This is a genomic window from Chitinophaga cymbidii, assembly GCF_007992715.1.
In the GTDB taxonomy this organism is placed as follows: Bacteria; Bacteroidota; Bacteroidia; order Chitinophagales; family Chitinophagaceae; genus Chitinophaga; species Chitinophaga cymbidii.
Genome location: NZ_BKAU01000007.1, coordinates 242,142 through 255,974 on the forward strand (window position 1 = coordinate 242,142; position 13,833 = coordinate 255,974).

Genomic DNA, 13,833 nt, shown 5'->3' on the forward strand with positions numbered 1-13,833 from the left:
GTTCGATGCCATTGTTGTACCCGTACGCGGCAGGCCCTTCTGTGCCTCCGTCACATACTTTCGTATTTCCAACCGACCTCGGCTGTTTTTATTCGGTGGAGTTTTACAATAGAACAGGCGGCTTTTCAGGTGATCACATGCTTCTTAACAGCGGGTTGATATACGAAATCAATATTACAAGAACCTACCTCGATCAGCCACCGCAAAAGAAAGAACGAAAATTCGACAGCTTTGTAGAACCTACATTGAAAGAAATTCTCAACAATTTTATCCGCAGCAATGGTACCTTACCGGTATATTTCTATGTATGTGAAAACAGCGACGAAAAAGAAGCGGCCAGGCGGAAGCTTTTTGCCAACAGATGGTATGCTCAGTCATCGTTGAACGACTGGCATCTCTATAATTATGAACTGCGGGAAAGTGACACAGATAGAGATCCCTGGTTCCTGGGTCTATTGATCCATGAAAATCACCCTTACACGACCCAATTCCCGCTTGCATTTGAGGCGTTCGTAAAAAATGAAATCTCTCTGTCAAAGATCCTCAGCACGGTACTTCTATAACAAAAAAGCGGAGCATACAGTATGCCCCGCTTTTTGCAATGATATAAGAATATCTTACCTGTTATTCAACTTCGAAAGCAACCGCAGCATTTCCAGGTACAGCCACACCAGCGTCACCAGCAAGGCAAATGAACCGAACCACTCAAAGTATTTCGGTGCGCCCTGCGCTACGCCGTTCTCGATCAGGTCGAAATCAAGGATCAGGTTCAGCGCGGCCACACATACCACCAGCAGGGAAAAGCCGATACCCAGCAGGCTGCCTTCATGCAGGAAGGGAATATTGATGTTAAAGAATCCCAGCACAAAAGCGATCAGGTAAAAGATGGCGATGCCTGCGGTGGCAGTCACCACAACGGCCCTGAACTTCTCCGTGGCGCGGATGATCCTTGCGCGGTACAGGATGAGCATTGCAATGAACGTAGCGATGGTAAGCCCCACCGCCTGTAATACGATGCCGTCGTACAGGCTGCTGTACATGGCGGAAATAGCGCCGAGGAACAGACCTTCTGCCAGGGCGTACGCCGGCGCCAGGTACGGGCTCCACTCCTTCTTGAATATGATCACGATCGCGATGATCAAACCACCGATAGCGCCACCAAGCACCAGCGGCATGGTGTTCTCCCCTTTCGCGAAAACGCCCCAGGAATAAACGGAAGCCGCCAGCACCATCGCCAGCAGAAAAGCCATCTTGCCGATCGTGCCGCCGAGCGTCATCGATTCCGTATATTCTATCCGGGATGCCTCCTGGAATGTTTTTTCCTTCAGTACAGGGTTGTTGGATTCAAAAAGAGCCATGTTAAAATTGTTTGATTAGCGTAAATATACAATGTTTTCCCGAGTTGAAATCAGTCGTCCTTCCCTCCTTTTTCGCCTGTAAACCAATGCTCTTTGTCGCGGAACAGCACGTTGAAGGTGGTGAGGGAGCCGTAAATGCGGGTGATGTATTGCTGCATGTTCACTTTGTCCTCGTCACTGAGCTGCTTGTGGCTGTTGATCTGCTGTTCCAGCACCCTTAACCGGTCGCGCACCATCACGATCTTGTGAAAGAATACTTCAATGGGCACTTCCTTGGCTTTGAGGGTAGTGTCTTTCGGCTGGAGCACCAGCGTTCCGCCGGTCCACCGTTCGCCCAGCGGCACCACTTCCGAAAAACCGCCCCAGAGGCGCAGTATCTTCAGCAATGATCTTTCCACCTGCGACACGGTTTCGATTTCCACCGTCTGGTTCTCCATGTAGAGGATCTCGAACAGCGGATCTGTTTTATCGATCTCCTCGATGCCATGATTCATGAAGGTGACTACAAATTGCGCGTATTTCACGCCGATGATCACGCCCGGCCCGAAACGTGCGTGTTGTACACGCGAGCCTACGCCTGCGGTGAGTTCTTCCATGGGTATTTTTTTGTTGTCAAGATAATGATTACCGGCGTTTTTACGAAGGCGTTTCAGCGGTGTTCACCTCGCGGCCGGAAAAGGACAGGATGCAGCTGTTCAGCAGGCGGCGCATCCGGCGTTCGGTTTCTTTATCCGGACGGGGGATCAGGAACTGCACCTTGTAGTGGACGGAATCTTTTTTGATCTCCAGTATCTTCAGCGAAAAGCTGTTGTCGGTAATATTATTGGAAAACGGGCGCAGCACGCTCTTCAGCTCTTTTTCCACTACTTCGGGGGAAGTATGGTGCTTCAGGTCCAGCTCGAACTCTATCGTCAGCTTTTTGATGTTCTGCTTGCTCTGGTTCAGCACCATGGAGGAAAAGATCACCGAGTTGGGGATCAGCACGATATCGTCGTCATCGTTCTGCAGCACCACGTTGATCAGCGTAATGTCCAGCACCTTGCCCCGGTATTCGTTCACCCGGATCTGGTCGCCGAGGGACAGCTGGTCGGAGAACATGATGAGGAGTCCGTTGATCATATTCGTTACGTAGTCTTTGGACAGCAGCGCGAACGCTGCGGCGGCAATGCTGAGGCTGAAGAACAGGTCTGATATCTTCTGCCCGAAGAGCAGCAGCAGGGCCACCAGGAAAAATACGCTGTTCAGCACGGAGGAAATACGGTTGATGCCCAGTACGAAGTTGTCGCGCGTCAGCTTTTGCAGGCGGTGCTTCTGAAGGTACCAGAAGATCATCACGATCCAGCCGATGGAAATCAGCAAATTAGCGCCGAGGAACAGCGAAAGGGCTTTTATAACCCGGCTGACCCATTCATATTCTTTCTCGAAACGTTCGTGAAAGGTAAAATTGAGGTACACTACCCCGAGGTATACTACCAGCTTGATAATAAAGATGAGTATCTGGTTCCTGAATTTCTTCCTGTTATATGTAGCCTGATCGGTAAGCATGCCGCCAAAATTACAAAAAAAGGCCGGCAACAGAATGATGCCAGCCGTTTTGCTAATTGAGGAATATATAATTATTTACGGATGTGGAGGTCCACCGCACCGGAGACTTCCGTGGATACCTCGCCGAGCATGCGGTTGGGCGTATCCGGGTCCGTGCCGGGATCACCGTTGCAGTTCTGGCCGGTGTATATCTTTACGAAGTCGATGTACGGCAGGGCCACAGGCTGACCTTGTTTGTCGACCGCCGCGGAGATGTCAAATGCATTGTACCCCCGCCCCTCTTCGTCACGGATCTGCAGGAACACCGGTGAGCAATTGTCCGCATACCCTTTTTCAAACGGCTTGTTGGTGATCAGGCCGGGACCGTAAACCGGATCGTTCACCTGCTCCAAAGTGTTCTTCAGCTTCGTGCCTTCGAACGACATGGAATCCTGGTTGGGCGTCCAGGCGGGATAATAGGATTGCGCGTGGAACATATTCCTGAGCACTACGCCCGTCTGTCCCTGGTTATCTTTCCATATGATATCGTCCGTCAGGTTTTTGGGATTGTAGTACGTGATCCTGTAATTTTTAATGGTTTCCGGCTTGTCGTATTCGCTGCCTTTCAGTTCGTACCAGGCATCATCATCCGGTATGCCGTTGCCGTTCAGGTCCTGCATCACCTTTACAATACCGGGTTCCGACCATTCCTGGCCGGCGTTCACCAGCGGGTTGCCGTAAATGCCCAGGTCGTTCCCGCTTTTGTTTTCGATGGAATGATCAAAGCCCACGATCACATATCCCCCGAAGCCACCGAGCGACAGCAGCCCGCTGAACCCGCCGATCAGCCGCTGCGCGCCGGCGGAATCTCCCGTCATGGAGGAGTTCACGAACTGTCCGGGTGCCGGCATGTATGCATACACAGCGCTGATAAATTCGCTGCTCGTATCGGTGGCCGGCCGGAAGTGGTCAGGCGCAGGCTCCGGCGCGGGGTTATCATTCTTCGAGCACGCGGCAATGCCCGCGGCGATGGTCAACAACAGGAAGTATCTCCTTTTCATCGTATAGCGTTTTAATTGGTTTTGAGGAATGCGAAGTGCGCGGGAATATCGCCGGTCATTACCGACCATTTGCGTTTCCCGCTTTTATCGTAGCAATGCAGCGTGCCGGGCGTTACATAATCTTTTGCGTCGGTCACGAACACATCTTCCGTTTCCGGGTCCACCGCAATGCCATAAGGTATTTTGATCTGCTTTTCTGTTCCGTCTGTAATAAAACTTTTATCCAGCACCGTTTCATCCCTGACATTCAACAACGTATAGCTGATGGCGTTAGTACCGGTGATGTAGCTCCATTCCACACTGTAGATATATGCCAGGTCGTTATGAATGTAGAGGTTGCTCGCCGCGATGTCCAGCGTCTGCTTCAGCTGATCGGTATGGGTATCAATGACAAATATTTTCGACGGCACATCATAGTAATCGCCGCGGGAGGTCACATAAAGATCGCCGTAGGCATCCAGCGCCATGCGGTGCAGGTTGATGCCCGCTTCTATCCGCCTGATTTCCTGCTGCGTATCCAGGTTGATGACAGAAACGGTTTTTTCATAGTTAGGTGGACTGTACCCACCGGAGTTAACGACATACAGTTTATTCCCCGCTACGATCAGCTGCTCGGGATTACGGCCGGTGGGTATTCTTGCTTCTACTTCCAGCGTGGCGGTATCCACCACCGCTACGTAGCCGTCGTTGGAAGTGATGTAGGCTTTATCCTTATAAAAATCCACGTAACGGCACTGGTTCACGTTGATTTGACGTATGCGCGTGACCGTATGCGCATCTACCACTTCTACCTTATTGGAGTTGTTGATCACGAGGTACATCTTTGCGCCGTAAATGGCGATGTAATTGCCTACGTCCCCCAGGCCCCTGGTTACTTCCGGGTTATACGCGGTGAAGATGCGGCGGTCGTACCGGCCGGTGGTCAGGTCGAGGTAATCCAGTGAAGCTTTGTTCATGTTCATATTCCCTTCGTTCAGCAGGTACAGCCCGCGCACCTTTCCATCCGGCGGCGCGGAGTGCTGGAAGTTCCGCACCATCTCCGATTCCACGCGCGGAATCACCACACCTTTCCGGCAGGCGGCCAGCAGCACGAAGCAGCTCAATATGAATATCCTGTTCATCATCAGAATGATATGTTTCCCGTGATCCTGAAATGCCTGCCAGGCATGGGAAAGTTCAGGATCACATCGTAATACTGGTTCAAAAGATTATTGACTTCCACGGTAATGCCGTACCGCGAAAAGCGTTTGGACAACGACATATCGCTAGTATACCACGGCTCGATGTAGTTGATGAGAATATTGGTTTTCTGGCTGTAGCGTTCGCCAGTGTAAATAAAACTGTAATTCAGGTCCCAGTTCCGCCAGCTTGCATTGGCCGTGAAGGAGCCACTGTGCCGGGGCGTGTAGGGTATCTGGTGACCGTAGTTGTAGCCGCCGGGCGTTTGGTCCTGCGCTTCCTGGAACGTATAATTCACGCCGAGCGTAACGTCTACTCCATCCACCGGCTGCATGCCCGCACGCAGGCTTACGTCCACTCCTTTAATCACTACTTTGTCCAGGTTCATCATCGTCCATCTGAATAAATTGGCAGCAGGCACCGCTACGATCTTGTCTTTCACGTTGTTGTAATACGCATCGGCCTGTAGCGCGATGTATTGCAGGCGGCCGCGGAAAGGCTTTGCATAGCTGAAGCCCGCATTGTACTGGTTCGTGTACTCCGGGCGCAGGCTGGTGTTGCCGATGAAGGTGTAGTACAGATCGTTGAACGTGGGCATCCGGAATATGTTTTTGTAGAAGGCGCGGATGCGGAAATGATGTTCCGCAAATGGTTGCCAGGATGCGGAAAATGAAGGTGTTAGTTCGCGCTTGCTGCCGGCGCCGGTGTAGAAGCGCACGTACTCGTCCACCATGGTGCCGAGCAGGCTGCCCTGCATTTCAAAGCGTTCGGAATATATGCGGGAGGCCAGGGCCACGAGGGTTGTATAACGAACGGGATAACTGAAGCGATAAATATTCGCGTCTAATTTGTTGGCGATGAAGTCCATACTCAGCACTGCTTCCCACCAATCTTTAATTTGATACCGGTTGGCGATGGACAGGTATACCTCCTGCTGGGTGTAACGGTTGTCTAAAAAGCCTTTTTCATTCTGGTATTCAGGATCATGGTAACGGGTGAACAGATGGGTGTACTTTGCCCGCGCCTGCATGCTGTAGCGGCGGGTGAACTGTTTGTTATAGCCTGCCTGCGCAAAGAGGTCCCTATCCCACAAACGCTGGCTGTATTCAAAATGATTCGCCACGATCGCGCCGGGGAGGCCGCGTTCCGACTGGTAACCATAGACTTTGAACGTCCAGTTGCTGCTGTCCTTCAAATAACCTTTCAGTCCGCCTTCCACGCGCCAGGCTTTTACATCCGCATTGTTTCTGATGGCGGTGGTATCATATGCGCCGTTGGTGTACCGGAAGCGGTATCTCCCGTGTGCATGCAGGTATTCCGCACTCACGTTGCCGTATATACGTTTACTGATCTTTTGCTGCCAGCGGACGGAAGGATTGATCAGGCCGAAGGAACCGGTCCTGATCCTGGCGTTCCCGTATGCGGAATCGCCCGGTTGCCGGGACGTGATGTACAGCGCACTGGCGGCGGAGAAGCCCCGCGCCGGCTGGAAGATATTATTCTGCTGCCCGCTGTACAGGCTGATGCTGTCGATATTATCAAGGGAAAATCTGCCGAGGTCTACCTGTCCGTTCTGCGCATTGCCGAGCTGCAGGTCATCGTAGAACACAGCGGTGTGGTTGGTGCCCATGCTGCGGACGTTGATGGTTTTCAGCCCGCCTATCCCGCCGTAATCTTTCAGCTGCACGCCGGAGAAGAACCGTACGGCATCCGCTACGCTGAGACTGTTGCGTTTTTGCAGGTCTTCGCCGGCGAGTATCTGTACGGGATGGCTGGTGCGGATGAGGAGCTGCATGCGTTTGGCTTCCACGGTGATACCTTTGAGATCGCGGGCGGGATGGACCGTTGTATCCGCTGCATCGGGCCTGCCGTCCGAAGGGTCGCGGGGCAGTGCGGCCGTTGTATCCGCTGCATCGGGTCTGCCGTTCCAAAGGTTGCGGGGCAGTGCGGCCATTGTATCTGCTGCACCCCGCCTGCCGCTCCATAGGTTGCGCCGGGACTCCCCTGCGTGGGCAACGTAATTCGCCTGTCTTTGCATATCGGCCTTTTGCTGCGCGGAAGCACTGCATGTGAGTAACAGGCAGGCCTCAACGCAACATATGGTCAGGATTGGTTTTAACTTCATGGTTGCAGCACCACCATGGCCGGGAAGTACCAGCCTTCGAAAGAAACCGTTTTCTTCAGGGCGCCGCTTGCCGCGTCATAGAACAGGAGGCGGTTGGTGCTGCCCGAGAACGGACCGTTGATGGTGGTGATCACCAGCTCATTATTCCGCGGATCGTAGGTCACGCCGGAGCCATAGAAATATTGCCCGTCCGGCAGGGTGATGAACGGCTCGTCGAGAGAAGCGGCGTTGCCGGAAGTATAGCGGTAGAGCTGTGTGCCATATGCCCAGCCCGCACCGGGACGAACGATATAGATACTGTTTTCTTTTGTGGATGCCGTCATGTTCACGCTCCTCCACGCGCCCCAGGGCACTACGGTATGGAAGGGCATTTTCACGGAATCCAGCTCCAGGGTTTTCGGATCGATGCTCATCAGGAGCGAATCTTTTGCGCCGTAAACAAGCCCGTCTTTCCCCTGCACAAAACCGATGGTCGCTTTGTAAGGCTTCTGCACGATGCCGAAGGTGGCGTTATCCAGCACTACCAGTCCGTCCGCCGCGGTATGCGCGAAAATATAATCGCCGCTTTGCAGCATGTTGCCCACTGTTCCCGAAATACCGGCGATCTTGCCGCCGAGGCCAAGAGTATTGAGGTTGACCGGGTAAATACCATCACCCGCGCCGATCAGCCCGCGGTTATCATCCACCCCCACGAACGTCATGCCATTGCCGTCTGCCACGCTTTCCACGCGGCCGGTTTCTTTCAGCGTCTGCGCGTCCGTCACGATAAGCGGACCGCCGGCTTTCAGCATCATGTACAGCTTGTTATGATAGATAGCGCCGTATTGCAGCGTGTTGGTAATTGTACCGAAGGCGTTGCCGGGGTTTTCCTTTTTATATACCCGGGTGTTCACCGTATCCGCGCCATATGCGTAATAGTGCACGCTGCCGGTTTCCGTGCCGAACCATCCTTCGTTAAGAATGAAAAATCCGTTCTCGTACTTGCCCCATACCTTGATGTTGTACACCAGGGAATCCCTGCCGACGTTGTTGCTGAGGTGAAGCACAACGCGGAATTCGCCGCCTTCGGTGGCCTGGAAGGTATAGACGGAATCAGCGCCGGAAACTTCGCCGTTCACCTGCCATTGGTAGGTAACGCCGGCGGTGGGGTTAATGAGCGGCGCCAGGCGGACGGATTCACCGAGTGCAAGCGTGTCCTGCACCTTCGCGGCCCATGCTTTGGGAGCCATTGGCGACACATCATCATTCCGGCGGCAGGCGGCGAATGCCAGCACCAGCACCAGGAGGTGTACATGTTTTTTCATATGCTGTTTTATTTTTCTCAACAAAAACCGTACGCAGTTCGCTGCATACCCAACGCATAACAAGAATATATCGCTGACATGGCGTTACATCCCGACTTTTCACCCGAAAGCGTTGATGGAAATTCAGTTGGCAGGTCTTCTGGCTTTCCTGCTTTTCCGGCGGCCTTCCCTTCTTTTCGAAAGTGGCTTGGAGATGATCCGGAAAAACGTTCCGCGGAGCGGAAGCAGGATTACAGCTACGGGGATAGCTCCGGTCTTGCACCGGATTCCCTTTTAATGCGCGTCCCGGTGTTGGGACGCAGCAACCAAATGCGGATGCAAACCTAAGATAACGGGGGGAATTATCAAAATTTAAAGGGATGATGGTGGTCATCGGCGGGCGGCACAGTATGTCAGCGCTTGCGGGAGGCGCCTGCCGCAGGATAAAAAAAGGGCCGCCTCCGCATGGAAGCGACCCTTATTATGGTACAGGTTTCAGTATGGCTATTGTGCAAACAGCTCCGCCAGTTTCTCCTGCAATGCTTCTGCCCGCAGGTCTTTTGCGATCACCTTGCCGGAGGGGTCCAGCAGGAAGTTCGTGGGTACGGAACGGATGCCGTATTCCTCCACGATATCGCTTTTCCATCCTTTCAGATCACCCACATGTACCCATGCCAGCCCGTCTTTGGCGATGGCGGCGAGCCATGCATCGCGCTTGGTGTCCAGCGTTACGCCGAGCACTTCGAAGCCTTTGCCGTTGTACCTGTTAAAGGCAGCCACCACGTTCGGGTTCTCCCTGCGGCAGGGCCCGCACCAGCTGGCCCAGAAATCAACCAGCACATATTTTCCTTTGTAACTGGATAGCTTTACGATGTTGCCTGCGGTATCGGCCAGTGCAAAATCGGGCCGCGCACCGATGCCGGTCTTTGCCGCGATTGCCTTCATCTCCACGATCTGCTTTCCGTATACGGAGTTGAGCGCAGCGGGCTTCAGCACAGGCATCAGCATGTCCACTTTTTCAGGAGCGGGGTAATCGATATAGCGGCTGATGATGACCCAGGGCGCAACCGGCGAAGCAGCGTATTTGCGTACGAACCTGAATACGGCGGTATCCATTTCCTCACCAAGCTCGTCAAATCCCTTTTTGACATCTGCCCTGGCTACCGAGTCTTTCGACTTTTCGGCGGCATCCAGCTTTTGATATAAAGTACCGGCTTTGGTATGGATCACGCTCCAGGCTTCATTCCACGCTTTGTACGCGGCCTGATGCGGTGTGCCGGTAAGGGTTACATCCTTCAGTTCACTGTCCGCCGTAAACGTCATCGTACCTTTATCTGCAAAGAAGCTGTATCCGTTGCGGACGCCTTCGAAGCGCAGGAAGTAGAATTGTCCGCTGCTGGTCTTGCCGCTGAAGCTGAATTGCCCGTTTTGCAGCATGGTGGAATCCAGCACCTGCTTTTTGTTTTCGGTATGGCCGAGGTATACTTTACCGGAGGGGCGGTCTTTGATCGTTCCTTTAAGAACGAAAGCCTCCTTCTTCTGGGCGTAAGCGGCAGAAGAGCATAAAAGCGCAATGGCTAACAATCTTTTCATTCAACTGTATTTAAGGTTATGGTACTTTAAATCCGATGTCCACGATCCTGCCGAAGCCTTCATAGCGGTTCCTGTATTCGCTGAAATTACCAACGGAGGATACTTCAAAGAAATACAGCCGGCCCTGCGTACCGTCCCAGGTCACAGCCGCGAGCAGCGAAGCGCCTTCCGGCTGGCGCAGGAACTTCATCTGCGTCACCGTCTCCCCTGCCGGGAAGGTGTATTGCTGCACGGTGGTGTTGGAGGTGGTTTCGTAGCGGTACATGGTGTTGCCGGTGGCGTAGTAGATGTGCGGCGTGATGGTGGATGAGGCCATGCCGGTCATGTTGAGGATGCCGGGGGCATTCATTTGTGTTTTCTGGAGGGTGACGTTCGGCGGGTCGTTGTTCGCTATCGCCAGCTTGAAGCGGAGCAGCCAGGGTACATTGGACGCATCTTTCATCACCGCATTATACTCCCGGGTGATATTTGCGGAATCGAGATAAAGCATGTCCAGCCCCACATCATTCATATCAAACAATGTACTGGCCGCAATAGGCAGATTGGTCAACGCCGTATTGCCTACCTGGTAGAAACGCTTTTTCACCTTATCATATATCACGGCGCTATAAGTAGTGCCTCCGGCAACAAACGGCGTAGCCTCATAATTATAGTGCCCTTCCGGCGTGCTCAGCGCCGCCCCCCATTTCTTGGAGCCGGGGAAACCGCCTACCAGGTTCGCATGTACCTTTCCATCATTGATCACAATACCCTGTGAAGCGAACAGGCTGTTGGCATTGGCGCTGGTGCTCATCCAGGTCATACGCAGGGGTTTGATCACCGCGGGCGCGCCGTAGAACAGGTAAGCATAATCGAATTTCCGCAACATGGTCTGGTAATCCAGCTCCATACCGCTACCTGCTCCCAGCAGATAGATCTTCCGGGAGGTGACGGACACATCGTCCGTTACCTGGAACGGCGAAAGCTCCACTTTTACGGGATTCTCCAGCGGATAGGACGGGTTCAGCGAAGTGTAAATACCTCTTTCCACGCTCCCGTCCGGCAGGATCATCGAGAGATCGCCGCCGGCAGGCTTGCTTTCCAGCAATATCCAGCCGGTCGCATACTTATTGATGATGGTGAGATTGTAATAAATAGCGGAACTGACACCGGTGTTTCTGTCTGTTACCCGGTAGGTCAGGCGGTAATTCTGCCCGAGGGAAAAAGGCGGGTCCTTGATCTCCACGGCCAGGTTACGATCGGTGGAGATCACCGTCCTGGGCATGGTATAGCTGCTGGCGGGCGAGTTATCGAATACCATCCATTCGTAGGACAGGCTGTCTTCATGCTGGCTGGCCGACTGCTCAATGACGGGCGTGATCTTCAGCGAATCCCCAAGTGTAATGGAAATGTTCACCGGGTTGGCGGGATCGGATACTGCCAGCCGGTTGATGGGCTTGTAATCATAATTGCCTTTATCCTTATAGCAACCTGTCAGCAATGCGGCCAGCAGTATAGATAATATGGTTCCTGAAAATTTCATTTCAATGCTTTTAAGATTATTAAGGAAACACTACCTGTTCTCCGTTCTCGTCATACATAGGCCCGTTGGCCTGCTCGTAATTGTAAAGCGCCAGCTTTACGGACTGGATCAGGTATTGCATGTCACCGGGGAAAATGGCGCCGGTCCAGACGGTCTTTCCTGTTACATCTATCATGAATTTGAACTTCACCATGGAATAGGCGCCGAAGCTCGGTGACAGGCTGCCGTCCCAGTTACCCGGCTTCAGCAGCTGATCGTTGATGCTCACCTTGTAGTGCAGCCGGTCATATTTATTGGCGAAAGGATTGGGTTTATCGCTGTAACCAGGTTTGAAATCCGCTGATTCGCTGATCTCGAAAACAACATGCACCATGCTGTCCTTCAAACCGGGACGCCGGTATAACAATACCGGTATGCGGGCATCAAATGCATTCGCCGGTATGATCAGCGGCTGTACCGCATAATGATAGCCCGCCACAGCGGTGGAAGTATCCAGCACTGTCAGTTTGATCTCCCGGTCATGGTCAACGGCATCTCCCATGATCCTGAAGTTGAGCCAGGCGGTGTCTACAGTGATGTCATCCGGCCCTGTGGCAAAGGTGTACATCGTGCTGTCGGAGTTCGTGACGAACTTTGTAAAATATACCCTGGGGTCCTGCTGGTACATGACCCTTTCTTCCTTTGAACAGGCGGTTGCCAGCACGGCGAGGAATAGTGCGGCATATATGATCAGTTTGTTATTTTCCATCATTCCTGTTTTTTTTATTTACCAAATTCGATTTCTACCAGCGGCAGCGGGAATGTATATTTCGCTTCCGTCATGGGATTGCCTACGCCATCGGGGACCGTGGTCACGTTTCTGCGTTTGAGGTAAAACCAGAACTGGCCTTCGCCATAAAACTCCTTCCGGTATTCTTTCTGCAGCTCAACATCCAGCGTAGCAGCATCTGTCAGCACCGGAAGCCCGCGCGCGGTCCTTACCTCATTGAGGTAAGCCAGTCCGTCTGCCGGCAAAGCGGCAGCTTCCGCTGCGATGTAATACATTTCCGGCAGGCGCATTACGGGCATCACACGCTGTTTTACGTTATTCTGATTGTCTGCGTAATACTTCCTGGTATATATCCAGCCACCGGCCGTGGAGGCGGACCAGATGGGTTTGGAAGCCGCGGGAATACGCATGTCGGTGCCATACCCGGGTACGGACGTTTCGTACATGTTGTTCACCTTGGTGACGGTGGAATACAGGTCGCGGTTATCTTCCCGGTTGTCCGCCGAAGGTTTGAACAGATCTTCCGCCAATCTTCTCAAATCGGATTTATAAACGGAAAAGATGTGTTCAGGCGTGAAGGTGATATCGGAGGCGGTGGTACCGGGATCTACGCCCAGTTCCGCTACGGTCATGAAACGGAACTTCCCGCTTTCGATCACTTCTTTCGCATATTTCAATGCCTGCGGTTTGTCGCCTTTGTAAAGGTACAGGCGGGCGAGGGCGCCTTTCACTGCCCAGTAGTTCAGATGGTTCTGGCGGTACATGAGGAACAGGTCTATTGAAACGGAGCCCTGGTTGCCGGCTATCTGATCGATGTCGGTGTGCACGGACAAAAGTTGCTCTGCTTCCAGGAGTTCCTGTTCACACCGGTCGAGTATCGCGGCTACTGTCCGCTTTTCCTGCGGCAGCACTGTGAACTGCTCCATGTAAGGAATGGCATTCACTGCGGCATTTGCGCCATCCAGGTATGCCGGTGCGTACATCCTCAGCAGGTCGAAATGTAAAAATGCGCGCAGGGCTATGGCCTCGCCTTTAATGACGCTGTAGTTGACGGTACCAAGCATAGACCGGCCGGCTTCTATATTCTTGAGAATATAATTGCACTGCGCGATCGTAGCGTATGCAGTAGACCATATACCCTCAAGCGTGGCCTCCGCGTTCATGCGGGAAGACGTAGTGCTGGATACGTTCGTATAATTATATCGGGCAAAATCGCCGTAGAAGGCCCCGCTCGCCTTGTTTTCATACCTGCCGGCCAGTACGTCGAGCGCACCGAAAGTAAGCTCTTTGCCATAAAGGGAATCGCTTGCCGCCTGCTGGTAAGCGCCGAATAGCGCATCAATGAAACCCTGGGCGGAAGAAAACTGGTCTTCTTCCCGGGTTTGTGTTTTAGGAGACACGTCCAGCCATTTTGAACAT

At 53.0% G+C, this 13,833-nt stretch carries 12 protein-coding genes and 1 riboswitch; of the genes, 1 reads left to right on the forward strand and 11 read right to left on the reverse strand.

Annotation, left to right across the window (positions count from 1 at the left end):
- Nucleotides 1–5: 5 nt before the first annotated feature.
- Nucleotides 6–563 carry a hypothetical protein gene (locus CCY01nite_RS25145; protein ID WP_146867323.1) on the forward strand — a complete coding sequence of 186 codons (558 nt, stop codon included), beginning with the start codon at nt 6–8 and terminating at the stop codon, nt 561–563.
- Between the two features lie 54 nt (nt 564–617).
- On the opposite strand, the gene CCY01nite_RS25150 is transcribed toward CCY01nite_RS25145, so the two are convergent.
- The 11 genes from CCY01nite_RS25150 to CCY01nite_RS25200 form a co-directional block, all read right to left on the reverse strand.
- Nucleotides 618–1,358, reverse strand: coding sequence for a Bax inhibitor-1/YccA family protein (locus tag CCY01nite_RS25150; RefSeq protein ID WP_146867324.1), 741 nt, complete (start codon nt 1,356–1,358; stop codon nt 618–620).
- A 50-nt stretch (nt 1,359–1,408) separates the two neighbouring features.
- Nucleotides 1,409–1,954: a DUF8685 domain-containing protein gene (locus tag CCY01nite_RS25155; RefSeq protein ID WP_146867325.1), complete on the reverse strand. Its 546-nt coding sequence runs from the start codon at nt 1,952–1,954 to the stop codon at nt 1,409–1,411.
- A 40-nt stretch (nt 1,955–1,994) separates the two neighbouring features.
- A complete protein-coding gene (locus tag CCY01nite_RS25160; protein WP_146867326.1) occupies nt 1,995–2,903 on the reverse strand; it encodes a mechanosensitive ion channel family protein in 909 nt (302 codons plus the stop codon).
- A 71-nt stretch (nt 2,904–2,974) separates the two neighbouring features.
- A complete protein-coding gene (locus CCY01nite_RS25165; RefSeq protein ID WP_146867327.1) occupies nt 2,975–3,943 on the reverse strand; it encodes a PKD domain-containing protein in 969 nt (322 codons plus the stop codon).
- Between the two features lie 11 nt (nt 3,944–3,954).
- Nucleotides 3,955–5,067: a DUF5074 domain-containing protein gene (locus CCY01nite_RS25170; RefSeq protein ID WP_146867328.1), complete on the reverse strand. Its 1,113-nt coding sequence runs from the start codon at nt 5,065–5,067 to the stop codon at nt 3,955–3,957.
- The gene (locus CCY01nite_RS25175; RefSeq protein ID WP_186831258.1) at nt 5,067–7,160 is read right to left on the reverse strand and encodes a TonB-dependent receptor; all 2,094 of its coding nucleotides are present in this window, start codon (nt 7,158–7,160) and stop codon (nt 5,067–5,069) included. Before CCY01nite_RS25175 ends, CCY01nite_RS25170 begins: the two co-directional genes overlap by 1 nt.
- 83 nt (nt 7,161–7,243) lie before the next feature.
- Nucleotides 7,244–8,551 (reverse strand): DUF5074 domain-containing protein, encoded by a 1,308-nt coding sequence (locus CCY01nite_RS25180; protein ID WP_146867330.1) that lies wholly within the window; start codon nt 8,549–8,551, stop codon nt 7,244–7,246.
- Between the two features lie 112 nt (nt 8,552–8,663).
- Nucleotides 8,664–8,876: riboswitch (cobalamin riboswitch) on the reverse strand.
- Nucleotides 8,877–9,034: 158 nt separating this feature from the next.
- Nucleotides 9,035–10,123, reverse strand: coding sequence for a TlpA disulfide reductase family protein (locus CCY01nite_RS25185; protein WP_146867331.1), 1,089 nt, complete (start codon nt 10,121–10,123; stop codon nt 9,035–9,037).
- A 16-nt stretch (nt 10,124–10,139) separates the two neighbouring features.
- Nucleotides 10,140–11,645: a PKD-like family lipoprotein gene (locus tag CCY01nite_RS25190; protein WP_146867332.1), complete on the reverse strand. Its 1,506-nt coding sequence runs from the start codon at nt 11,643–11,645 to the stop codon at nt 10,140–10,142.
- A 19-nt stretch (nt 11,646–11,664) separates the two neighbouring features.
- On the reverse strand, nt 11,665–12,393 hold the full coding sequence (locus CCY01nite_RS25195) for a DUF4843 domain-containing protein (protein ID WP_186831259.1): 729 nt from the start codon (nt 12,391–12,393) through the stop codon (nt 11,665–11,667).
- Nucleotides 12,394–12,407: 14 nt separating this feature from the next.
- The gene (locus tag CCY01nite_RS25200; RefSeq protein ID WP_186831260.1) at nt 12,408–13,814 is read right to left on the reverse strand and encodes a RagB/SusD family nutrient uptake outer membrane protein; all 1,407 of its coding nucleotides are present in this window, start codon (nt 13,812–13,814) and stop codon (nt 12,408–12,410) included.
- Nucleotides 13,815–13,833: the final 19 nt, after the last annotated feature.